Origin of the sequence: Metamycoplasma sualvi (genome assembly GCF_045276925.1) — a bacterium.
Classification (GTDB): Bacteria; Bacillota_I; Bacilli_A; order Mycoplasmatales; family Metamycoplasmataceae; genus UBA710.
The window spans coordinates 113,217-136,128 of record NZ_CP174167.1 but is presented as its reverse complement, the minus strand read 5'-3'; the positions used below and the strand labels follow the sequence as shown (position 1 = coordinate 136,128).

Here is a 22,912-nt window from a genome sequence, read left to right as displayed (position 1 = left end):
TAATCAAGGGAGATAAAAACAAAATGAAATCTAAAGATAATGGTTTTTCTCAAAAGCAATTAGAACAATTAAAAGAATTATTGAATTCATTTGTTCAAAGATTGGATAAAATTGAATATCGCTTAAATGTTCTTGAAAAAGATGTGAATCAAATCAAATTATTGTCAAGTATTCAAAAAGAGTTAAAAAATTAATAATAATTTATTAAGATATTCAATTAAAACAAAAATGAAATAATTAAATTCTAATAATTGAGCATTATAAAATTAATAATAATTTAGATTAGCAAGATAAATTTTAAAAAATAATTAATAAAAAAATAATGAATAAAATCTAATTAATCTTCATTTGTAAATACAACTTCCATATAATTAATATTTTTCCCTTTTGATGATCATTTAATTTCATAACCTGTAGGAATGTTGGTGTTATTCTTATCACTATTATGTAAATCAGTTGTTTGATATATTATTTTTGCACTCTTAAAATTATCAATCTCTTCTAATGATCAATTAAAAAATAAATCATTATCTGTTTTTATTTTTAAAATTCCATTTGATGATAATAAATTTTTATATAAATTTAAATATTTTCTATAAGTTAATCTTCTTTTATAATGTCTTTTTTTAGGTCACGGATCTGAAAATGTTAATCATATTTCATTAACCATTCCTTGAAATTGATCAAATAAAGAATCTAAATCTTTATTAATAATAAAGATATTTTTTAAATTATTCTCATTAAATTTTTTAGCAGCTTTTGCAGCTACTGTAGGGAATTTTTCTATTCCTATAAATTTTTTATGAGGATTTAATTTTGCCATTTCACACAACATTTCACCTTTTCCCATACCTATTTCAAGAATAATATTTTCATCTAAAATGATAGGAAAATTTTCTATTAAATATTGAGAATTTTCTAAATATTCTCTAGCTTTAGGATCATTTCTTAATCTCATAATTTATATATTATTATTTGGTACCGAAAATTCTATCTCCAGCATCACCTAAACCGGGAATAATGTAACCATCTTTATTTAATTTTTCATCTATTGCTGCTATAAATAAATCTACATTTTTTACTTTTTGTTTTAAATTATTAATTCCTTCAGGAGCCCCCACTATTGAAACCATTTTAATATTTGAAAATCCATCTTTGTTTAATTTATTAATAGCATCAATTGCTGATCCACCTGTTGCTAACATAGGATCTACAACAATAATTACACTATCTTTTGGAACATTAGGCATTTTATAGAAATATTCATGAGATTCTAATGTTTTTTCATCACGATAAAGACCAATATGTCCTACTCTTGCTTGAGGTAATAATAATTTAATCCCTTCTACCATTCCAATTCCTGCTCTCAATATTGGAACAATAACAATTTCTTTGTCAAAGCATTTCCCTATAGTTTTTGAATTTGTCGGAGTTTCAATACATATTTCTTTAGGTTTATAATCACTTAATAATTCATAAACCATTAAAGATGCTATTTCATTTAAATTAGCTTTAAATTCTGTATGATTTGTATTTTTATCTCTTAAAACAGATAACTTAATTTTTATTAAAGGATGATCTAAAACATTGACTTTTACCACGATTGCTAATTCCTCATTATTATTTAATATATTTTATTTAAATTATAATTTAAAATAAAAATATGCTTAGAATTATTGCCGGAAAATATCGTTCACGAATTCTTGAACAACCTCCATTATCAATTACAAGACCTACTATTGATCGAGCAAGAGAAGCTCTTTTTAATATTATTCAAAATAATATTGAAAACAGTGTTGTTTTAGATTGTTTTGCAGGTTCTGGTGCTTTTTGTTTTGAAGCTGTATCTAGAGGTGCTACTAAAGCTATAGCTATTGAAAAAAATCCTATAGCTTTTGCAATAATTCAAAAAAACTTAGAAAAATTAAATATTAATAATATGGAAGTCAAAAATATGGATTCTTTGAATTATTTAGAGCATGCTAAAAATATTCAATTTGATTTTATTTATTTAGACCCACCTTATAAATTAGATGTACTAAAACAATGTTTAGGTCTTATTGCTAAAAATCAATTATTAAAAAGATATGGAAAAATAATTATTGAAACAAATATTGACACTACTATAGATACTCCTAATGAATTGATTATTATTGATGAAAGAATTTATGGTAAAACAAAATTTATATTCATTAATTGAATAGATTAAATTTAGATGTTTTTAATTTTATATAAATTATTTTTATCAAGCTTTAACAATTTCATTTTAGTCAAAGCCAACTTATCGTAATGATAAAAATTTTTTTGTTCTTTTTTTATTTTTTTTGTTTTTCTTTCTTGCCAACAAGTTTTTTCAAAGAAAAAAAACTGTGCACATATATATGCACAGTTCTCTTTGCAGAGAACTTAGCATTCATGAATTATCTTAGATACTATGCAAAAAACTTCACAAGTATCTAATCAATACTTATTTTTCAATTCTACTATTTAACTAAGTTAAATAGATTTTTTACTTTTAAAAAGCAAAATATCATAAAAACTTTTTTAAAACTTTAAAAAATTTATAAAAATATCATTTCAATAAAAATAAATAGTTTTATATTTATTTAAAAATATTTGATATTTTTTGCAAAGGTTTTATAAATTTAAATCAAATTTTCTTATATTGTTCATATAAAAAAAGAAATCATTAAATACCATCAAAAAAAATAAATTAAAGTTTATTTTCAATATATTTTTCCATATATTCTCAATCAGGTTTATCATTTTTTGCAGGTAAATTTATTTCTATTTCATTTAATGTGCTTAAACGATAATCAATTGATGGAGTTTTATTTAATATAGTTATAATGAATAATCCTATTGGAAGATTCAAATTTTTATTTTCTAATTTAACAATTTTTCCATCAGCACAATAATTACCTTCATGATAAAAAGCAATTAAATATTTATTTCATTCACTATGTATAGTAATTGAATTAGACTCAATTAAATTATTAGATACATTCTTATATCCAGCAATTCCGTTATTTTGTCCTTTTCTTGAAATATATGGAATTTGACCTATTTCTTCAATTTTAGAAGCATCCTTTGTTTTAGATATTGAAAATATATCCTTTAATTTAAAAGATTTTCATTTTGATTGATCTAAGGACTTATTACTTACAGAAATATTAAAATTTAATTTTCCATTTCCTTTTATTATTTCTTCTTTTAAGTCTTTATTTATTATCATAAAGTCAAGTTTACTTTTGATAAAGTCAAGTTTACTTTTGATAAAGTCAAGTTTACTTAATTCAAGATCATTTAAATTATCATAAGAAATTCAATTTGAATTATATTTTTCTAAAGTAATAATAATTGGTTTTTGTTTGAAAAATTCATTATATTTTTCTTCAAAATTTTTTTCAATTCTTCCTAGATGTTTTAATATTTTAAAACCATCATCACTAAAATCATATTGTTCAATATTGTTTTTTTGTTTTTTATATGACTTAAAAACAAAAATAGCTGTAGCAATTCCGGTTGGATAAAAAAGATTTTCTGGAAGTAATACAATTTTTTCTAAAGAGTGTCTTTTTAATAATTCTTTTTTTAATTCTAATTGAATGTTATTCTTACCAATACTTTTAGGTAAAATTGCAGCTATTAAAGAATTTTCTTGAGAATTATTCAAAGTTTCTAATACAAATTTTAATTCTGGAGTTGATTGACTAAAAGGCGGATTCATCAAGACTTTGTTATAACAATTTTTAATAGTAGGTAATTTTTTAAAACAATCATCGCAAAAAATATTGCTTGAACCGTCTCCATGAAGCATCATGTTAATACCGGCCAAAGTAGCATTAAAATCATCGCATTCTATTCCTATCAAATTATTTTCTCTAATATTAATAGCTTCTTCTTCAGATTTTGATTCATTTAACATTAAAGCTAATGAATTAGTTAAAAAAGTTCCTGATCCGCAAGTTGGGTCTAAAATAATGTCATCTTTTGAACAATTTATTAATTTATACATTAATTTAGCTATATGATCTGGAGTAAAAACTTGACCTTTTTCTTGAGAATCTGCGGAATTTCATTTTCTAAATATTTTTAGAAAATTATTCATTGTATCATGGCCTTTAAATTCTGAAACATTAATAAAATTATAAATTTTAGAAATTTCTGAAATTATGTTTAAAATGTCTGAGTATCTAGCTTTTTTTAAAGTAGGATCACCTAAAACAATTTTAAGAAATTCTTTTTTTTGTTTTTTAGATAATGGTGTATCTGAAATAATTAAATCAATATTTTCCTTAATTAATTGCAAAGTATTCGTAGTGTTAGTTCCAATAAAATTATCAATAGTTTCATTAAATTTTAAACAAAGCATAATAGCTCCAATAAAAGGAACATTCATTTGTTTATTAATTAAAGAATCTCTAAAAAGATTGGCCAATTTTTTAGAAACATTATTTACTATTTCCTGATTTGTTTTAGGACTAATGTGCCTAAAATATTTATCTAGATAATATTTAAAATTCTTTGGTTCTATTTCAGATTTTTCTAATTTACCATTAATATAACATTCAAAAATTTTTCTTGAATAATTAAAACCAACAAAATTTTCATTTTGTTCTAATCTCATATAATCATTTAATTGTGATTGATTAAAATTTTGATTTGGAGCTTTTGCATTTAAGATAAAAGTTACACCATTTGCAAAGTAATAACCATCAGGTTTTTTAGAAATACCTTTTTCATTGGACTTATAAATAAATATTGTTCCATCTGTTTTATTTGGTAAATCTAATATTTTTGTAAACTCTTGAACAATTTCATATTCATATGTCTTAGAATGCCAATTGCTCTCTCTCTCTCTCTCGGTTCTAACAAATAAATTGTCTTTTTTCATTATTAAACTCCTAAAAAATAATTAAATTTTATTAAAAAAAAATTAAAATATTACAATTATGGATGTAAAAATAAATCAAAATGACATTATAAATTTTCTTGAAGAAAAATTTCCTTTGAATAAAGCTCAAAAATGAGATTTTCCAGGTTACTCTTTAAAATTGCCTAACAAGATAATTAAAAAAGTGCTGGTTTGTTTAGATGTTAATTATAATGTGATGGAAAGAGCGATTAAAGAAAAAATAGATTTAATTATTTCTTATCATCCTTTTAAATTTGCTAAATCTTGAAATACTATATATGCATATGACTTTACAAAAAAAGAATTAGTAAAAAAATTAACAGATAATAAAATAGCAGTTTATTCTGTTCATACAAATTTAGATCAAGATAAACATGGTACTGCGTATCAAATTTTGAAGCACTTAGAATTACAGCAATCAATTCATAAAAACTATAATTCATCAATAGTTGTTAAATATGGCAAACAATTATTAGATTTAATAGTGCTGATTAAATACAAATTAAATATCAACACTATTCTAACTAATGCTTTTACCAAATTAGATATGATTATTGATAAATTTGCTTTTTATCCTGGGGCTGGAGATATTTATGATTTTTTAGAAAAAAATAAAAAAGATAAAGTTGATTTATTAATTACTTCAGATATCAAATGAAATGAACAACAATTACTAAATTCTTTATCTATTAATTTCATTATTATTCCACATAAAATAGAAGATATTGTCGTGGAATATTTAGGTGATTTATTGATTGAACAATTTGAAAATGATATTAAAGTTGTTAAGTATTTAGAAGAAGACTTTGTTAAAGGATATTAATGCTTAAAATAGGTTCTCATGTTTCATTTAAATCTCCTAACTACTTAGTAGATAGCATTAAAGAAAGTATAGCAAATGGTGCTAATACTATGATGATTTACTTGGGCCCTCCTCAAAACTCTAATAGAGTTAGTATTGATAAATATCAATTAGATGAGTATTTTGCAAAATATCAAGATATTATTCCTCCTCAAGATATTGTTGTTCATGCACCTTATATTGCGAATTTAGCTAATCTTTCAAAATCAGAATGATCTAAACAATTTTTAATAGATGATATTGCTAGAATGAATAAAATAGGAGCTAAATATCTTGTTTTGCATCCTGGCGCATATTTAAAACAAGATATTAATGATTCACTAGAACATTTAGCTAAAAATATTAAAGAAATTATTAATAAAACTAATGATGTAGAAATTATTTTAGAAACAATGGCTGGAAAAGGTACTGAAATAGGTACTTCCTTAAATCAATTGCAAACTTTGATATCTTTAATTAATGAAGATAGGGTAGGAATTTGTTTAGATACTTGTCATATGTGAGACTCTGGTATTGATTTAAAAAATGATTTTGAAAATAATTCAGGTCAAGAATTATTACAAAAATTAGAAGAATTGAATTTATTATCTAAAGTAAAAGTAATTCATTTAAATGATTCTAAAAATGATTTATCTTCACATAAAGACCGTCATGAAAATATTGGTCAAGGATTTATAGGTCAAAAAGCTTTAATTAATTTTGCCAATCATCCTTCTTTTGATAATATTCCTATTATTTTAGAAACTCCTTATGTTGATGGAAGAAGTTTATATAAACAAGAAATTGCTATGATTAAGAAAGGAATGAAATAAAATGCCAGAATTACCAGAAGTTGAAACAGTTATTAATTATTTAAAACAAGAAATATTAGGAGAAAAAATTTTAGCAATTGATGTTAAAAATTTAAAGTTTCTTAAAAATGCTTCATTAAAAGAATTTAAAGATCAACTAGAAAATAAAATATTAAAAAATATTTTTAGAAAGGGGAAATACTTAATTTTTGTTTTATCTAATGATGCTTACATGGTTAGTCATTTAAGAATGGAAGGAAAATATTTTGTAGATCATGATTTAATTAATAGAAAACATGATTATTTAATTTTTCAATTATCTAATAACAAGATTCTTTCATATAATGATTCTAGGCAATTTGGTACTTTTTATCTAACGAAAAATTTAGATCAATTAAAAGAATTAAACAAAATTGCTCTAGATCCTTTAGATGAAGATTTTAATTTGAATTATTTGTACAATAAATCTAAAAAATCTAAAAAGAATATTAAATGTTTTTTGTTAGATCAAAGTATTGTAAGTGGTATTGGAAATATATATGCTTCTGAAATTTTGTTTGATGCAAAAATTAATCCTCTAGTTCAAGCAGATAAATTAAGTAAAGAAGATATCCAAAGAATAATTAATTCATCACAAAAAATTTTGAAAAAAGCAATTGAATACAATGGTACTACTATTCATACTTTTAGCTTTGGACCAAATAAAACAGGTGAATTCAATAAATTCTTAAAAGTGGTTTATCGTGAAAAGAAAAATTGCTTTAATTGTGATTATCCTATTAAAAGGATTAAACAACAATCTAGAAGCACCTTCTATTGTCCTAAATGTCAAAAATAAATGTTTATTAATAATTAATGTAATTTGGCGAAAACTCATATGGTGGAGATGCGGGGAGTCGAACCCCGGTCCAAAATTTAAATAATATTATTTATCTACAGTTTAGATTATTCTTTAATACTGTTCTGTTTTGCTAGAACAAACAAGAACACAAAACGAAAGTCAATTAATTATTCTTTAAGCTTTAATTGAATCCACTTACATACCCTTAATTGATACTCATCTAACTTAAAGGGATCATTAGGAGCAACTAGTTGCTAATCTTAAGCAAATACTAGATTTGATGATTGTGAAGATAATAAATTAATGTTATCTTCTGATTGTTTTTCTTTTCCGTTTATTGAAAAGCCTAGAGCAATTATGGTTTGCAAGACCACTGCCAAATAATATCTCCAAATCTTGTCGAAGCCATTACATCCCCAATATTCTAAATAATAATTTTTTTCAATCTTTTTTGAATATCTTTTTCTTTAATAGCTTGTCTTTTATCCACTTTATTTCTTCTTCTAGCAACAGCAATTTCTAATTTAATTTTGTTGTTCTCTCAAAGAAGAGATAAAGGAATTATAGTACATTTAAATTTTTCAACATTTGTTAGAATTCTAATTAATTCATTTTTATGTAATAATAACTTTCTTGGTCTAAATTCATCATTTTTTTCTAACATTCATGATTTAATGCAAATATTAGATGCAAACAATTCATTTTGTTTAAAGGAACAAAAAGAATTTTTTAAAATTACATTTTTTGCTCTTATTGATTTAACTTCTCATCCTTTAAGTTCAATCCCTGCAATATATTTATCTAATATTTCATAATCAGAGGTAGCAAATTTATTTTTTATGATAACCTTTGACATAATGAATTAATTTTATCCTAACAAATAAAATAATATCATAACAATACTATTATGATGCTGAAACTATATTAATTTATTATCTTATTTTTCTAAGTCTATTTCTAGTTTTAATTCTTTCCATTCATCCAAAGTAAGAATCATCAATATACTTAACTCTCAATGCTTTTGCTCATAAATAATTTATTAAAATCATTAAGAATGGTGCCATTACTAAAATTACAACATCTATAAAAATTGCTAGAATAGGCATTGATTTTAAATTAATATATAAAATGTTTTGGAAATCTAAAAATGAATAGATTGTTGCTCCATTAACTTCATTATTTTCAATAGTTGCTCCTACACCAAATAAAATAGCACAATAAGCAACATATAAAGACATATACATTGAGCAAACTCCAGCTACTCTTTTAACTAAAATAATATGTTTTCTAAAAGCTATAGCTAAAGAAAAACCTAAAATAGGGTTTAAAGCATGTAAAGTAACGTTAGATATTAATGAATAAGGATGAATTCATTCATAAACAGGAACACTTCTTGCTAATAAAGCTCAATAAGCAATAAAAGTAATTGTAATAATTGAAACACTACTTAAGAAAAAAGATGATGCTCTTGCTGATTTAGGCATACATGCTCAAACAATCATAGCAACAGCTAAAATTAAATTAGATTGAACTGTAAAGTATCCAATCATATAAAAAGGTCCAAATACTCTATGAAGATCATTAATAAACTCATCTTTAACATTTGTATTTGGATCTACAGCTTCAAATCATCTCCCTCCATTTAAAACACAAAATAGAACAGTACTTAATATAACAATCATTCCAAAAGTAAAAGGTAATCAAAATCTACTTTTTGGTATTTTTCTTGTATCTTCCATTATAATCATAATTGTGTTATTATATCAAGAATTTAATTATCTAAGTTAAATTAAATATAATTTTAATTGATATAATTTAATTGGTCTTGGAGCAGTACTCAAGAGGCTGAAGAGGACGCACTGCTAACGCGTTAGGGGGAGCAATCCCCGCGGAGGTTCAAATCCTCTCTGCTCCGCCATTTTTTTTATGCTTTTTTTGATTATCAATAATTTTCTTGTTTAATTTCATAATAATAAATTAATCAAGAAATAGGATAAATAATACTAATTAAAATAGGAATATTTATTAAATTAACAATTAATCATGGGATATTAAAAAGAAATGCGGGCACAAAGTGTTTTCCTCATCATGTTAAAGAGGCCAAAGAATGCAAAACATATTTTAAAAAAATTAATATTGTAAATAAAATAATGAAACAAATATTTACCAATGATTTATTTTTATTGTTGTTTTTTATATCAATATTTGCAAAAAGAATTTTGAAAATATAGAATAAACCAAAAATATAAAATACTAAAAAATACTCATAAATCACTTGAATTCAATTAATAATATAAGGATTTTGTTCTATAAAAAATAAGATAATGGGACAAAAAATAAAAAATAAAATATTTATTTGCCAGTTTTTTATTCATAAAATACCTATTGCATAAAATATTAAAAACACTTGAATAGAATAATTAAATATTTTTATATTTTCTAAAAGAAAATCAAAAATTATAATTAAAGCCATTAATAAAGATGCTATAGTCATTGAATGAATTATTGAATTATTTTTATACTTCATTTTAATCAATAATATTAATTTATCTTGCTATCTTGATATAATTATAAAGTAAATAGGTAAATATATAAAATGTAATTCTTTTATCATCCTTTATTAAGTGATTTTAGTTTTATTTATGCTTTCATATTTTTATATATTTAAAATAGGAGGTAATTATGAGAATGAAATTAACAAAATATATATCTGTTTTAGTAACTACATTGCTTGTGTTTTTTGTAGTTTGAATTATTTTTTGTGTTGCTAATACTAAAGTTTATAAGACTGTAAACAATGTGAATGTACTAGATGTACCAGCTGATATAGGATGAACTTCATTTATTAGTTTAATAGTATTATGTTTTTTCTTTATATCTTCTATATTAGGTATTACTTGATATTCAATAAAAATTATGTTTAGATTTTATAAAGAAAAATCTTTATGAAAAATATTAACTTTATGTTTTGGAGTAGGAATGATTTTATTTTCATTTGTTATTGCAGGGTTTGGAATTAAATGAATTGTAGATGCAATTACTACTGTTTTCAATCCTGGTTTTTTTAAATCTATATTTAGTAATGGTTTCTCATTAGATTATAATCAAATTTGAACTTCTTTTTATCAATTAACAAATAATACTGCGTCTAATGCAATTTCATTTGGTTCATATATTACTGTATTTGTTTGTATGGTTTTATGATCAATAGCAGGAATAGTTTATGAAGTTATTAAAAAATTATTAGGTGGAAATAAAAGAAAACAATCTAATAGTGTGTCAAATTAATAAATGGTTCAATTATTTTATTATGTTTAGATGTAATAAATTTAATCTCTAAAATTATTTAATTATATTTTGAATGAATAATAATCATTTACTTTAATTCCTTGTTCTGGAATTACTTCAACATAAATAGATTTTAAATTAATGTTATATTTTTCAATATTTAAAAAAGAGAATATGAGATAGTTATTCTCTTTTTGTTTTCTAATTTTAAAAGTTGAAAAATCTTAAATTCATTATTTTATTAAATAAAAAAAATAACAAGATACTAACCTTGCTATTTTTATATGGTGCCCGAAACTGGACTTGAACCAGCACGGCATTACTGCCCGGGGATTTTAAGTCCCCTACGTCTACCATTTCGTCATTCGGGCTTTATATTTCCAAATTATACAATAATATTAATATATAATAAGAATTAATTATATTAATTATTATAAATAAAAGAGAATGTTAAACAATATGGAAAAAAAAGATTATAAATCAACCTTAAATATGCCTCAAACAGATTTTTCAATGAAAGCTGATTTGAATATAAAAGAACCTCAATTTCTTAACTTTTGATTAGATAACAACATATATCAACAAGCTTTAGCTAAAAATAAAAATAATGAATCTTTTATTTTACATGATGGCCCTCCATATGCAAATGGTTCATTACACACCGGACATGCTTTAAATAAAATATTAAAAGATATTGTAATTAGATATAAAACAATGTGTGGTTTTTATTCTCCATATATACCTGGATGAGATACACACGGATTACCAATTGAAAATAAAATTCTTTCTGAAATGAAATTAAGTCATACAAATATTTCAATTATTGAATTAAGAAAAAAAGCAGCTCAATATGCACTAGAGCAAATAGAAATTCAAAAATCTCAATTTCAGAAATTGCAATTATTTACAGATTTTAAAAAAATATATAAAACATTAGATAAAAGTTATGAAATAGAGCAATTAAAATTATTTTATTCTTTATATCAAAAAGGTTTAATCTATAAAGGTTTAAAACCAGTATATTGATCCCCTACTTCTCAATCAGCTTTAGCAGAAGCTGAAGTTGAATACCAAGAACATCATTCACCTTCGATTTTCGTGAAATTTAAGGTTATTGAATCTGATGTTTTATCTCCAAATGATTATTTAATAATTTGAACAACAACCCCTTGAACTTTAATAGCTAATAGTGGAGTGGCAATTAATAAAGATTTTAATTATTCTTTAATTAAATATAATAATGAAAATCATTTAATAGCAACAGATTTAATTGACAAATTAATCAAAGAATGAGAATGAAGTGATTTTGAAATTATCAAAAATATTAAAGGAAAAGATTTAATAAATACTAAATATATTTCGCCAATAAACAATAATATTAGCCCAGTTGTTTTTGGTCACCATGTAACTCTTGAAGCAGGAACAGGTCTTGTTCATATTGCTCCTTTATTTGGAGAAGATGATTTTATTATTGGTAAAAAAAATAATCTAAATATGATTATGCATATCAATGATGATGGAACAATTAATGATGCCATAGGTCAATACAAAGGTATTTTTTATGAAGATGCTAATAAAACAATTGGTCAATTTTTAGATGAAAACAATTTATTAGTAAAATTAAAATTTATTAAACATTCATATCCTCATGATTGAAGAACTAAAAAACCGATTATTTTTAGAGGTACACCGCAATGATTTGTTTCAATTAATAAAATTAAAGACAATATACTAGATAATTTAAAAAATGTTAAGTTTTATTCGACTTGAGGATATAACAGATTATCTAATATGATTGAAAATAGAGACGATTGAACTATCTCTAGACAAAGAGCATGAGGTGTGCCAATTATTATTTTTTATGACGAAAATAATGAACCTATTTTAAATGATGAAATATTTAATCATTTAATGAATATTTTTGCAAAAGAAGGAACAAATAGTTGATATGAAAAATCAGTTGATGAGTTGTTACCAGCAAAATACCAAAATTTAAATTGAAAAAAAGAAAAAGATATTATGGATGTTTGATTTGATTCGGGTTCTTCATTTATAGCAGTGGATGTAGAAAATATTAAGCCTCCATTTGATCTTTATTTAGAAGGTAGTGATCAATATAGAGGATGATTTAATTCTTCTTTAATTAATTCAGTTGCATATATAGGTAAAGCTCCTTATAAAGCAATAGTATCTCATGGATTCTTAATTGATGAAAAGGGAAGAAAAATGTCTAAATCATTAGGCAATGGAATAGATCCTATGGTAATCATTAATAAATATGGAGCTGATATATTAAGATTATGAGTTGCCAATAGCGAATATTTTAATGATATTTCTATATCTGAAAATATTATCAAGCAAAGTGCAGAAATGTACAGAAAAATAAGAAATACTATTCGTTTCCTATTATCTAATTTATCTGATTATCAATATCAAAAAATAGATCTGGATGGTGTTCATCTTTTAATTAATGAGAAATTAAATAATTTAAAAATCGTTATAAAAGAAAATTATGATAATTATCAATTTATTAATGTTATAAAAAATATTAATAACTTCATTATAGATTTATCATCATTTTATTTATCAATAACTAAAGACACTTTATATGTTGAAAAAAAAGACAATCAACAAAGAAGAATGATTCAGTTTAATTTTTATAATATTTTAGAATTCTTGTTAATATCTTTAGCTCCTATTTTGCCAACCACATGTGAAGAGGCATATCAATTTTTATTAAAAGATAATAAAAAAGTTTCAATATTTTTAGAAAACTTTTATTCAATAGAAAATAAAAAAGATAATAAATTGGAAGATGTTTGAAAAGAATTTTTTGATTTAAAAAATGAAATATATAAATTGATTGAAGAACAGATACAAAACAATTTAATTAAAAGATCTAATGAAGCAAAAGTTTTCATTTCAACTAATAGCGAATTTATTAAATCTTTAAATTTAAAAGAACTTTTAATGGTCGGAAAAGTGGAGTTTGGAAACAAAACTTCTGTTGAATTGTTCCAAAATTCTATAAAATGTCAAAGATGTTGAAATCATTTTGAACAAAATGAAATGATAGATGATATTTGCTTTAGATGTTCTAATGTAATTAACAATTAAATAAATGTAAAATAAAAAAATTAAAATAACAACCTTAAAATTATTAAGTTGTAAATTGTAATTTTCCTGTTTATAAATATTAAAAAAATTTTTATTGAAATAATTGAAGATTTAATGTTCGTTTCTATCAAGCAATTCTTTTACAAAATAATAAACCATAATCATTGCTTTTACATCATTTTCGCAATAAATTTTCAAATCTTCAACTACTTTATTTCATTCTTTATCTCCAATGGCAAGCAAATATCTTTGAATTGCTTTATTCATAGCCATTAAGCCATTTTGGACTTTTAAAGATTTGTAAGGAGAAATCATAATAGGTAAATTAATTTTAGAATTAGTTATATAATTTTCAATTTTTTTAATTGAAGAAAACCCTCAAAGGTCTGGAATGAAAACCAATGGTATTTTATCTTTAGATTTACACATAAATAGGTCATTTAAATCAATAGTTTTATCTTTGATTTCTTCAAATTTATGTTTGTATTGAGAATAAATTTTATCATCATTATATTTAATTAAATTAATCATATCTTTAATTTTAGATAGCTCATAATTTTTATTATAAACAACATAATGATTAGCATCTTGTTGATAAATTAAATCAATTATCTCAATAAAATGATCAACAGAAATATTTTGAGGATCAATTACATGATTTTTAGTATATATTATTTCTTCATTTTCAGTAATAATTATAGAAACCTGAAAAATTAATTGTTGATATGGCTTGGTATGAGGTAATATAACATAAGGCATTGAAAAACCTTCAAAATCATATCAAACAACTTTACTAGATTTTATTTTGTCAATATATCCTTTTTTACAAATTTCATAATCTATTTTTATTTCATTATTTAAAATATATTTTAGAGGTAAATTTACTTTTACAAAATCTTCTAAAGTCTTTTTTGAATAAGATAATTCCAACAATTCTTTTTTACTTAATACATTTCCGCTACAAGGTTTTATATTATATTTATCAAAATTAAAAATTTTAATAAAATTTTCATTAGCACCTCAACTAGTTAAATCTTCTTTTGATGTCTCATGATATTTTTTTATACTGTGAGCTTTTCTAATTTCATCTATATAATGATCAAAATCTTCTAAATATAATGAATTTTCTATTACTTCTTTAGATACTTTTTTGTTTGTTATTGGATCTATTACTTTTTTGTTAATAGTTTTAATTTTTCCCGAAATCAATTTATTAATAATTGTGTCTTTTGAACTTTCTTTTAGTGTTTTTTTAATTCCATTAGATGGCCCATTTTTCTGAGTTCAACAATAAGCAGAAGATATAAAAGATAAATCATTAGATTGATAATAATCTTTGGTATTATCATAAGTGTAAAATAAGTATTCATTAACAACTATATTTAATTTTTGGCAAACATTATAATCAAAATAAGCTCTAATATAGTTTTTCAATTTTGATTTAGAACTATGTAATAATGTAGATAATGATTGATTAGTTTTATCATATATTGAGGGTTTAGATATCATATCATTATAAATAAATGTCGGATTAATAATAATATCAATTTTTGGATCATTTAAAATTTCCATAGTTTTTTGGAAAGCTTGCTCTTGTTTTTTTTCATTAATAATATATATATTTTTATCTTTAAATGTTTTTTGAATTTGTTTGATAAATAATTTTTGCACTAAATCATAACCTGTTTTGATTATTTCTATATATTGATATTCCTCTAATTGATCTATATCAAAATCACTTAATATTTCTCAAAAAGAATCTGATAAATTATTTTCATCATCTATTTCTAGATTTTGTAAATCCAATTCAAAATTATTATGTCATACAAAATATTTTTGACAAGTCAATAAATATTCTAATTGTTTATATGTAATCTTTTTTTCTAATTTCATAAATAATGATTATATAGAATGATATTAATAAAAATTATATAATAAAATGAGATAGTAAAATGACATTCTATCTTAGTACATAATAAATATTAAAAAATTTATAATAATATAAATTATATTTTTTAATAAAGCTGCTTCTGATTCTCTGTCTTCATTTATTAATTTATTATTTGAATTATTTACAATATTTTTCTCAGTCAATTTTTAAAATATAATCTGCAAAATTAGAATTCTTATGAACAGATAATAATTTTGATTTTAAATTATTAATAATTACTTTTTTACCTTCAGGTGTTTTTTGGGTTGTTTTATTAAAACCATATAAATAGTATATGGAATTATCAATAATATAAAAGAAAAGACGCACATTATTAAATGCATCTTTTGTTCTTATTTTTCAAATATTATTTTGAAATTTTTTGATACTAACTTTATCTGTATCTATGCCATAAATTTCTAGTAATTTCATTTGATTAATTGTTTTTAATCAAATTTTAGTATCTAGATTATCCAAATATTCTTTAGCTAGATTCTTTTTTTTATTTTTAATAAAAAAATATGAAGAATATGTTTGTATTGAATCATTCATAAATTTATTTTAAAAGAGTTTCTAATTTATTCATTGCTCTTTTTAATGTTAATTCTGTTTTATATTTTTCAATATTATCATTTTTTAAAGCTTGTAGTTTTTGATTAGTTTCATCAATAATTGCTTGAATTTCACTTTTGTTTAAGTGCTCTTTTCATTGAATATCATCAGTAAAAATATCAATGTAATCTTTTTCTACAAAAACAATACCGCCACCAATAGCTGCTATTTTAGTTGTTCCATCAACTTTAATGAATAATGAAGATATTTCAATTGCTGAAATAAATGGAATTCTATTTTTTTGCAATCCAATATAACCTTCTGAAGTTTTTAAAGTTACTATATCAACTTCTTTTTCATAAAACAAACCATAAGGTGTTGATATTGTTAATTTAAATGTTGACATTATTTATTGTTTTCCTTCTGAGCCTTTGCAACAGCCTCTTCAATTGTTCCTACATATAAAAATGCTTCTTCAGGTAAATTGTCATGTTTACCTTCTAAAATTTCTTTAAAAGATCTAATATTTTCACTTAATGGAACAAATTTACCTGGAATTCCTGAGAATTTTTCAGCAACATCAAATGGTTGTGATAAGAAGTTTCTTATTCTTCTTGCTCGATGAACAATTAATTTGTCTTCATCTGATAATTCATCCATCCCTAAAATTGCAATAATATCTTGCAATTCCTTAAATCTCTGTAAGATAGATTGCACTTGACGAGCAGTTTCATAATGGTCATTTCCAATAATTAATGGATCTAACATTCTTGATGTTGATCCTAGCGGATCAACAGCTGGATAAATTCCTAAAGCTGCAATATTACGGTCTAAAACTGTTTTAGCATCTAAGTGAGTAAAAGTTGTTGCAGGAGCTGGATCTGTTAAGTCATCAGCTGGAACATAAACAGCTTGGACTGAGGTAATTGATCCTTTAACAGTTGAAGTAATTCTTTCTTGTAATTGCCCCATCTCTGTAGCTAATGTTGGTTGGTATCCAACAGCTGAAGGCATACGTCCTAATAAAGCAGAAACTTCTGATCCTGCTTGAGTGAATCTAAAAATATTATCAATGAATAAAAGCACATCTTGATTTAATTCATCTCTAAAATATTCAGCCATTGTTAATCCTGTTAAAGCAACTCTCATCCTTGCCCCTGGAGGTTCATTCATTTGACCAAAAACTAATGCTGTTTTATCAATAACTCCTGCTGCAATCATTTCATGGAATAAATCATTACCTTCTCTAGTTCTTTCACCAACTCCAGCAAATACCGATAAACCACCATGTTGTTTTGCAATATTGTTAATTAATTCTTGAACTAAAACTGTTTTACCAACTCCAGCCCCTCCAAATAAACCTATTTTTCCACCTTTTACATATGGAACTAATAAGTCGATAACTTTGATTCCTGTTTCTAAAATTTCTGAAGAAGATTTTTGTTCTTCATATGAAGGAGCAGGTCTATGAATTGGCATATATTTAGTTGCTTTAGGAGCTGGTTTTTCATCAATCGGATCTCCTAAAACATTAAACATTCTAGATAACACTTCTTTTCCTACAGGAACAGTAATTGGAGCTCCTGTATCAACTACTTCTAAACCTCTAACTAATCCTTCAGTAGTTCCCATTGAAATTGTTCTTACTGTATTATCTCCAATGTGTTGAGCAACTTCAAAAACATATTTATTGCCTTCATATTTCAATTCAAGAGCATTTAAAATAGCAGGTATTTTTGACTTTTCAAAACGGACATCAACTACTGGCCCTAATATTTGAACTATTTTTCCTATATTTTTACTCATTTTGTGCTCCTGCTACAATCTCTGTAATTTCTTGTGTAATTTTTGATTGTCTTATCTTATTATATTGTTTTTCTAAATCATTGATAATATCTAAAGCATTATCTGAAGCATTTTCCATCGCCATTCTTCTTGATGATATTTCAGAAATCTTAGAAGATGTCATTGTAGAATAAATAATTGCTCCTAAATACAATGGCAATGCTTTTTTAATAACTGTTTCAACATCTGGTTCAAATTCTGCATTTTTAGATACTTGATTGTTTTTTGATAATTCTTCTCTTTTTCTTCTTGAAAATGGAAATATTTTTTTATCATTTGCATTATAAGTAATCGAATTAATAAATTCTGTTTCTAAAATGTGAATTGATCTAATCTCATTATGTAACAACATTGGAAATAATTTATCAATCATTTTATCAATCACTTCATAATTTGGTTCATCACCAACTTCTTCAAAAGATAAAATAATATTTTTAGCATTAAAATTCTTTTTAAAGAATTTAGATCCTTTAGTTCCTAAAATAAATAAGTAGTCATCTTCTTTAATGTTTTTTCTTGCTAATTTAATGATATTTGAATTATAAGCTCCACACATTCCAATATCTGAAGTAATAATAATATAAGCTCTTGGTTTTGATGGATCTAGTTTAATGATGTTATCTCAATTTTTAATTTTGATATCAATATTATGAAATACATCTTCAATTCTTGATGAATAAGTTAAAACTTTTTCATAATTTCTTTTAGCAGTTTTAATTTTAGAAGTTGCTACCAATTCCATTGCTTTAGTAATTTTTCTAATAGTTGAAACTGTATCTTTTCTTGATTTGACATCTTTTAAAGAAGGCATTATTATTTATCTCCTGCTTCTTTATTAGCTTCTTGATTTTGATTGTTTCTAACTATTGCATTACTTATTATAAAATTATCTACAAAAGTTTTAAATGTTATTAACATTCGATCATTTAGTTCTTTTGTAATTTCTTTAGTGTTTCTAATTTCCGTTGCAATTTCATTAGCATTTGGATCTTTTTTAATAAATTCAATTAAATTTTCTTTAAATTTATCAATAAAATTAAATGGCACATTTTCAATTAAACGATTTTTTATTGTAAATAAAATAATAATTTGAATTGATTGATCTAATGGTGAGTATTGAGGTTGTTTTAATATTGAATATACTTTTTTACCATGATCAAGGATTTTTTTAGTTGAATCATCTAAGTCTGATGAAAATTGAGCAAAAGATTGCATTTCATTAAATTGAGATAATTCTAATTTTAATGAAGAAGCAGATTGTTTCATAGCTTTAATTTGTGCCGATGAACCTACCCGTGAAACTGAAAACCCAACATCAATGGCTGGTCTTTGTCCTGAATTAAACAATGCTTCAGAAGTAAAGATTTGACCATCAGTAATTGAAATAACATTAGTTGGAATATAAGCTGAAATATCGCCTGATTGAGTTTCAATAATAGGAAGTGCTGTAATTGAACCTCCACCATATTTTTTATTAACGCGAGCTGCTCTTTCTAATAGTTGAGAGTGTAAATAAAAAACATCTCCAGGATATGCTTCACGACCAGGAGGTCTTCTTAATAATAAAGATAATGTACGGTAAGCAATGGCATGTTTTGTTAAATCATCATAAACTATTAAAACATCTTCACCTTTTTCCATTCATTCTTCTGCTATAGTAACACCTGAATATGGTGCTAAATATTGTAAAGGTGATAATTCACTAGCGCCTGCAATAACTATAGTTGTATATTCCATAGCACCAGCTAATTTTAATTTTTGTACAATTTGAGCAACTGTTGAATTTTTTTGTCCAATTGCAACATAAATACATTTAACATTTTTTCCTTTTTGGTTCAAAATAGTATCTATTGCAATAGAAGTTTTTCCAGTTTGACGATCACCAATAATTAATTCTCTTTGCCCTTTACCAATTGGCACTAATGAATCAATAGCAATTAGACCTGTTTCTAAAGGTTGATTAACTGATTCTCTTGTCATAACACCAGGAGCTATTTTAAAAACAACTCTTGTTTTTTTAGAATTAATAGCACCTTTACCATCGATTGGTTCTCCTAAAGCATTGATTACTCTACCAATCATTTGGTCTCCAACTGGAATAGAAACAACATTGTATGTTCTTTTAACTTTATCTCCTTCTTTTATAGAATTTGATTGACCCATTAAAACAACACCAACTGCATCTTCTTCTAAGTTTAAAGCCATTCCATAAACATCATTACCAAAATCTAATAATTCACCTAATTTAACTTCATCAAGACCTGAAACTAAAGCAATCCCATCTCCAATTGAAAGGATTTCACCTTGTTCAGATTTTTTATTAATATCTTTTTTAGAAAAATCTTTAATTTGTTTTTTGATAATTGATGAAATATCACTTGCATTTAAAGACATCCTATACACCTCCTTCTTTTGAATTAAATATTAAAGAATCTTTCATTGCTCTTAATTCTGATTTTACTGAATCTTCTATAACAATAGAACCAACAACTATTTTGAAACCACCTATTAGCTCTTTATCAATTAGATTTTTTAAAGTAATTTTTTTATCTAACTCTTTTGAAACTTTTTCTTCAATTTTTTTTATTTTTACTGATGTTAATTTTTCAGTTGAATAAATAATTCCTTGTTCTATTTTTAATATATCTTGTAGATATTTATTTAATTTATTCAGAATATCTTTGAAATACTTAAAATTATTTTTTATCATTAAAATCATTGCAACATTTGTTAATGATCAATGAATGTTTTTGAATACATTTTTAATAAGTTTTTCTTTTTTAGCTTGTTCAATATTGCTATCTAGCAATAATACAAATTCTTCATTTTTTTCTAATGATTCAATTATTTGATTAATTTGAAGATAAATTTTTTTTGTTATTTTTTCTTCTTTTGCTATATCCAAAAGAGCTAAAGCATAACCAATTTTTACTTCGTTTTTAATCATTATTTTTTACTTCCTCTTTTTTTAGTTCCTAAATATTCATCTAAATATTTGGCAGCAACTTTATCAGAAATATTTTTTTGAACAATTTTTTCTGAAATTTCCATAGCTATTGAAACAATTTCATTATATGAATCTTTTTCTAAAGATTTTTTCTTAGCTTCAATTCCTTCTTGCGCTTCTTTAACAAGTCTTTCCGCTTCTAATTTTCCTTGTTCAATATACATATTTTTTAAAACTTCGGCTTCAACTTTAGCTTTTGATATTAATTCTTGACCTGTGTTTTGAGAAGTCAATAATTTTTGTCTAGCTTCATTTTCTAAAGAAAAAGCTTTTTCTTTAGCTTCTATTGATTGATCAATATTATTTTTAATAAAGTTTTTTCTATTTTCAACCATTTTGCTAACTGGTTTATAAAGAAATTTAGTAAGAATAATTAAAAGAATAATCAAAGAACCTAAAGTAGCAATAATTATATATATTGAAGGAAATAATTGATCTAACTTATTAGCTAATTCGCCAGATCCTACTTCACTGTTTTCAACAACTCTAGCTTGAATATTGTTAATTGTATCTAGAGATAATTCTTTTACTTGTTCTATCATATTTATTCTCTTTTATTAGATATACATTTAAATTTAATTATGATGCTAGTAAGCAAAATAATTAAGCTGTAACACCAATTGGTTTAATAGTTGTAGGGAAAACAAAAATTAATAAAATTGCAATAACTAAAGAATAGATAGCTGCAGATTCTGTAATAGCTAATCCTAAGATTAACATTTTTCTAATTGTTGCTTCAGCTTCTGGATTTCTACCAACAGCATCTGCTGCTTTTCCGGTAGCATATCCTTGACCTAATCCTGTTCCAATACATCCAATTGCAGCTAAACCAGCTCCAACTGCAACAAGACCAAATTCAATATTATTTACCATATTTTTTCTCCTCAATTTATTTTTGTTATTTTAATATTGTGATACTTTAAATTAAATTTTAATACTTTATATTTAAATATATTAAAAATTAAACAAGACTTTTCATTTTATCTGCTTGATTTATTTGTTGATTTACTTGTTCATGTTTTTTGTGTTTTTTACGTTCTTGAATTTCTAATCCTTCATTAACTTCTTGAGTTCAATATATTCCTGTTAATAAAGCAAAAACATAAGCTTGAATTAATCCATCAAAAATATCAAAGTACATATGGAATCATGGAGCAATAATCATTCCTAATAAATTAACTTTACCAACAATAGGAATAATACTTCACACTTTAGTTGTACTTCAATAAATAATATACATAATTACTGAACCACCAATGATGTTTCCGAAGATCCTAAACGAAATAGATATAAGTGGTGAAAATTGTCCAACTAATTCAATAGGATTGCTATATCTTTTGAAAAAATGTAATTTTTGATAAATAATTCCAAATACATAAATTCCAATTCATGTTATTAAACCTAAAGTTAATGAAACACTATATGAAGTAACTGCAGGTTCTAATGATAATATACCAGCTGTATTACCAACAGCTAAAAATGTGAATAAAGTAAAAAGATATGGACCAACACGATCTATTTTACCTTCACTAATAGTATTGAATTCTTTATTAAATAGACCAACATATTGTTCTGCTAGAAAAACAATACCTTTAGGAGTTTCATCTGGTTTAACTTTTTTAACTTTAAAATAGACAATAATAGCTAATACAACTAAAATGACTGTTACATAAATTAAAGTTACTAGTTGTGGTTGTCATCATTTTATTAAGTTACTATTAATTGTTTCGGTTAAACCATTTCTTGTTAAATTATCCATAG

General features: G+C 23.8%; 23 protein-coding genes, 2 tRNA genes and 1 other RNA gene. 8 read left to right on the top strand and 18 right to left on the bottom strand.

From position 1 onward, the window contains the following. Nucleotides 1-23: 23 nt before the first annotated feature. Nucleotides 24-194 (top strand): hypothetical protein, encoded by a 171-nt coding sequence (locus ACJA29_RS00645; RefSeq protein WP_406602703.1) that lies wholly within the window; start codon nt 24-26, stop codon nt 192-194. Nucleotides 195-337: 143 nt separating this feature from the next. Here the strand turns inward: ACJA29_RS00645 and trmB are convergent, their stop codons facing one another. Then, nucleotides 338-958 carry a tRNA (guanosine(46)-N7)-methyltransferase TrmB gene (trmB, locus tag ACJA29_RS00640; protein WP_406602702.1) on the bottom strand — a complete coding sequence of 207 codons (621 nt, stop codon included), beginning with the start codon at nt 956-958 and terminating at the stop codon, nt 338-340. A 13-nt stretch (nt 959-971) separates the two neighbouring features. Further along, nucleotides 972-1,601, bottom strand: a complete 630-nt coding sequence (upp, locus tag ACJA29_RS00635; protein WP_406602701.1) for a uracil phosphoribosyltransferase — start codon at nt 1,599-1,601, stop codon at nt 972-974. A gap of 62 nt (nt 1,602-1,663) precedes the next feature. Between upp and rsmD the strand changes: the two genes are divergently transcribed. Next, a complete protein-coding gene (rsmD, locus tag ACJA29_RS00630) occupies nt 1,664-2,209 on the top strand; it encodes a 16S rRNA (guanine(966)-N(2))-methyltransferase RsmD (protein WP_406602700.1) in 546 nt (181 codons plus the stop codon). A 504-nt stretch (nt 2,210-2,713) separates the two neighbouring features. Here the strand turns inward: rsmD and ACJA29_RS00625 are convergent. After that, on the bottom strand, nt 2,714-4,897 hold the full coding sequence (locus tag ACJA29_RS00625) for an N-6 DNA methylase (RefSeq protein ID WP_406602699.1): 2,184 nt from the start codon (nt 4,895-4,897) through the stop codon (nt 2,714-2,716). A 58-nt stretch (nt 4,898-4,955) separates the two neighbouring features. Between ACJA29_RS00625 and ACJA29_RS00620 the strand changes: the two genes are divergently transcribed. Genes ACJA29_RS00620 through mutM form a run of 3 tightly spaced genes read left to right on the top strand, consistent with a single transcriptional unit; the run spans nt 4,956 to nt 7,409 of the window. Then, entirely contained in the window at nt 4,956-5,741 is a 786-nt protein-coding gene (locus tag ACJA29_RS00620) for a Nif3-like dinuclear metal center hexameric protein (RefSeq protein ID WP_406602698.1), read from the top strand. Continuing rightward, entirely contained in the window at nt 5,741-6,592 is an 852-nt protein-coding gene (locus ACJA29_RS00615) for a deoxyribonuclease IV (RefSeq protein ID WP_406602697.1), read from the top strand. Before ACJA29_RS00620 ends, ACJA29_RS00615 begins: the two co-directional genes overlap by 1 nt. Beyond that, complete coding sequence (mutM, locus tag ACJA29_RS00610) at nt 6,531-7,409, top strand: DNA-formamidopyrimidine glycosylase (protein WP_406602696.1); 879 nt, start codon at nt 6,531-6,533, stop codon at nt 7,407-7,409. Before ACJA29_RS00615 ends, mutM begins: the two co-directional genes overlap by 62 nt. 40 nt (nt 7,410-7,449) lie before the next feature. On the opposite strand, the gene ssrA is transcribed toward mutM, so the two are convergent. The 3 genes from ssrA to ACJA29_RS00595 all read right to left on the bottom strand — a co-directional run bounded on the left by ssrA (nt 7,450) and on the right by ACJA29_RS00595 (nt 9,160). After that, nucleotides 7,450-7,830: a transfer-messenger RNA gene (gene ssrA / locus ACJA29_RS00605) on the bottom strand. A gap of 6 nt (nt 7,831-7,836) precedes the next feature. Continuing rightward, complete coding sequence (smpB, locus tag ACJA29_RS00600) at nt 7,837-8,268, bottom strand: SsrA-binding protein SmpB (RefSeq protein WP_406602695.1); 432 nt, start codon at nt 8,266-8,268, stop codon at nt 7,837-7,839. 76 nt (nt 8,269-8,344) lie between these two features. Beyond that, nucleotides 8,345-9,160 (bottom strand): MAGa3780 family membrane protein, encoded by an 816-nt coding sequence (locus ACJA29_RS00595; RefSeq protein WP_406602694.1) that lies wholly within the window; start codon nt 9,158-9,160, stop codon nt 8,345-8,347. Between the two features lie 79 nt (nt 9,161-9,239). Here ACJA29_RS00595 and ACJA29_RS00590 point away from each other — a divergent pair. Further along, nucleotides 9,240-9,330: transfer RNA gene (locus tag ACJA29_RS00590), tRNA-Ser, on the top strand. A gap of 21 nt (nt 9,331-9,351) precedes the next feature. Here ACJA29_RS00590 and ACJA29_RS00585 read toward each other — a convergent pair. Next, nucleotides 9,352-9,939 (bottom strand): hypothetical protein, encoded by a 588-nt coding sequence (locus ACJA29_RS00585; protein ID WP_406602693.1) that lies wholly within the window; start codon nt 9,937-9,939, stop codon nt 9,352-9,354. A 155-nt stretch (nt 9,940-10,094) separates the two neighbouring features. Here ACJA29_RS00585 and ACJA29_RS00580 point away from each other — a divergent pair, with 155 nt between their 5' ends. After that, entirely contained in the window at nt 10,095-10,700 is a 606-nt protein-coding gene (locus ACJA29_RS00580) for a hypothetical protein (protein WP_406602692.1), read from the top strand. A 285-nt stretch (nt 10,701-10,985) separates the two neighbouring features. On the opposite strand, the gene ACJA29_RS00575 is transcribed toward ACJA29_RS00580, so the two are convergent. Then, nucleotides 10,986-11,071: transfer RNA gene (locus tag ACJA29_RS00575), tRNA-Leu, on the bottom strand. A gap of 88 nt (nt 11,072-11,159) precedes the next feature. Between ACJA29_RS00575 and ileS the strand changes: the two genes are divergently transcribed. Then, nucleotides 11,160-13,817 (top strand): isoleucine--tRNA ligase, encoded by a 2,658-nt coding sequence (gene ileS, locus ACJA29_RS00570; RefSeq protein WP_406602691.1) that lies wholly within the window; start codon nt 11,160-11,162, stop codon nt 13,815-13,817. A gap of 111 nt (nt 13,818-13,928) precedes the next feature. On the opposite strand, the gene ACJA29_RS00565 is transcribed toward ileS, so the two are convergent. From ACJA29_RS00565 to ACJA29_RS00520, 10 genes are all read right to left on the bottom strand, one after another. Further along, nucleotides 13,929-15,710, bottom strand: coding sequence for a UU173 family protein (locus tag ACJA29_RS00565; protein ID WP_406602690.1), 1,782 nt, complete (start codon nt 15,708-15,710; stop codon nt 13,929-13,931). A gap of 175 nt (nt 15,711-15,885) precedes the next feature. Further along, nucleotides 15,886-16,299, bottom strand: coding sequence for a type II toxin-antitoxin system RelE/ParE family toxin (locus ACJA29_RS00560; protein WP_406602689.1), 414 nt, complete (start codon nt 16,297-16,299; stop codon nt 15,886-15,888). Between the two features lie 4 nt (nt 16,300-16,303). Further along, nucleotides 16,304-16,705: an ATP synthase F1 subunit epsilon gene (gene atpC, locus ACJA29_RS00555; RefSeq protein WP_406602688.1), complete on the bottom strand. Its 402-nt coding sequence runs from the start codon at nt 16,703-16,705 to the stop codon at nt 16,304-16,306. Beyond that, nucleotides 16,705-18,105, bottom strand: a complete 1,401-nt coding sequence (gene atpD / locus ACJA29_RS00550) for a F0F1 ATP synthase subunit beta (protein ID WP_406602687.1) — start codon at nt 18,103-18,105, stop codon at nt 16,705-16,707. Before atpD ends, atpC begins: the two co-directional genes overlap by 1 nt. Next, the gene (gene atpG / locus ACJA29_RS00545; protein WP_406602686.1) at nt 18,098-18,955 is read right to left on the bottom strand and encodes an ATP synthase F1 subunit gamma; all 858 of its coding nucleotides are present in this window, start codon (nt 18,953-18,955) and stop codon (nt 18,098-18,100) included. The genes atpD and atpG overlap by 8 nt, the downstream gene beginning before the upstream one ends. 2 nt (nt 18,956-18,957) lie before the next feature. Beyond that, nucleotides 18,958-20,538: a F0F1 ATP synthase subunit alpha gene (atpA, locus tag ACJA29_RS00540; protein WP_406602685.1), complete on the bottom strand. Its 1,581-nt coding sequence runs from the start codon at nt 20,536-20,538 to the stop codon at nt 18,958-18,960. A 1-nt stretch (nt 20,539) separates the two neighbouring features. Continuing rightward, nucleotides 20,540-21,091 (bottom strand): F0F1 ATP synthase subunit delta, encoded by a 552-nt coding sequence (locus ACJA29_RS00535; protein WP_406602684.1) that lies wholly within the window; start codon nt 21,089-21,091, stop codon nt 20,540-20,542. Further along, nucleotides 21,091-21,693 carry a F0F1 ATP synthase subunit B gene (atpF, locus tag ACJA29_RS00530; protein ID WP_406602683.1) on the bottom strand — a complete coding sequence of 201 codons (603 nt, stop codon included), beginning with the start codon at nt 21,691-21,693 and terminating at the stop codon, nt 21,091-21,093. The genes ACJA29_RS00535 and atpF overlap by 1 nt, the downstream gene beginning before the upstream one ends. 61 nt (nt 21,694-21,754) lie before the next feature. Further along, on the bottom strand, nt 21,755-22,012 hold the full coding sequence (atpE, locus tag ACJA29_RS00525) for an ATP synthase F0 subunit C (protein WP_406602987.1): 258 nt from the start codon (nt 22,010-22,012) through the stop codon (nt 21,755-21,757). Nucleotides 22,013-22,112: 100 nt separating this feature from the next. Then, nucleotides 22,113-22,910 carry a F0F1 ATP synthase subunit A gene (locus ACJA29_RS00520; protein ID WP_406602682.1) on the bottom strand — a complete coding sequence of 266 codons (798 nt, stop codon included), beginning with the start codon at nt 22,908-22,910 and terminating at the stop codon, nt 22,113-22,115. Nucleotides 22,911-22,912 lie beyond the last annotated feature (2 nt).